General features: G+C 64.7%; 1 protein-coding gene. It reads right to left on the bottom strand.

Annotation, left to right across the window (positions count from 1 at the left end):
- Nucleotides 1-572: ATPase, T2SS/T4P/T4SS family (locus EN750_RS38120; protein ID WP_145968377.1), on the bottom strand; the 572-nt coding region annotated here is incomplete at both ends.

Genomic DNA, 572 nt, shown 5'->3' with positions numbered 1-572 from the left:
ATCCTCAAGGAAGCGCGGCCGGATGCCGGTCGCCTCGTAGTGGCCCAGAATCCTGCCGTCGGCCTCCATGCCGGTACGCACGAAGCGGAAGATCTCCTGCATCTGGATGACATCTCCTTCCATGCCGGTCACCTCGGCGACACTGGTCACCTTGCGCTTGCCGTCGGACAGGCGCGTCAGCTGAACGATCAGGTCGAGCGCGCTGGCGATTTGGCTGCGGATCGACTGCACCGTCATCGGCATGCCGGTCATGCCGAGCATCTGCTCGAGCCGCGAAATGGCGTCGCGCGGCGTGTTGGCATGGATGGTCGCCATCGACCCTTCGTGGCCGGTGTTCATTGCCTGCAGCATGTCGAAAGCCTCCTCGCCCCGGCACTCGCCGAGGATGACGCGGTCGGGGCGCATGCGCAGTGCGTTCTTGACCAGGTCGCGCTGCTTCAGCTCGCCATGGCCTTCGATGTTAGCCGGACGTGTTTCCATACGCGCGACATGCGGCTGCTGCAGTTGGAGCTCGGCCGCGTCCTCGATGGTGATCAGCCGCTCGTCCTCGGGAATGAAGGCCGACAGCGCAT

The sequence above is a fragment of the Mesorhizobium sp. M7A.F.Ca.ET.027.03.2.1 genome (genome assembly GCF_003999175.1).
In the GTDB taxonomy this organism is placed as follows: Bacteria; Pseudomonadota; Alphaproteobacteria; order Rhizobiales; family Rhizobiaceae; genus Mesorhizobium.
Note: the sequence above shows the minus strand (reverse complement) of the source record. Positions and strands in the feature narration are given on the sequence as shown.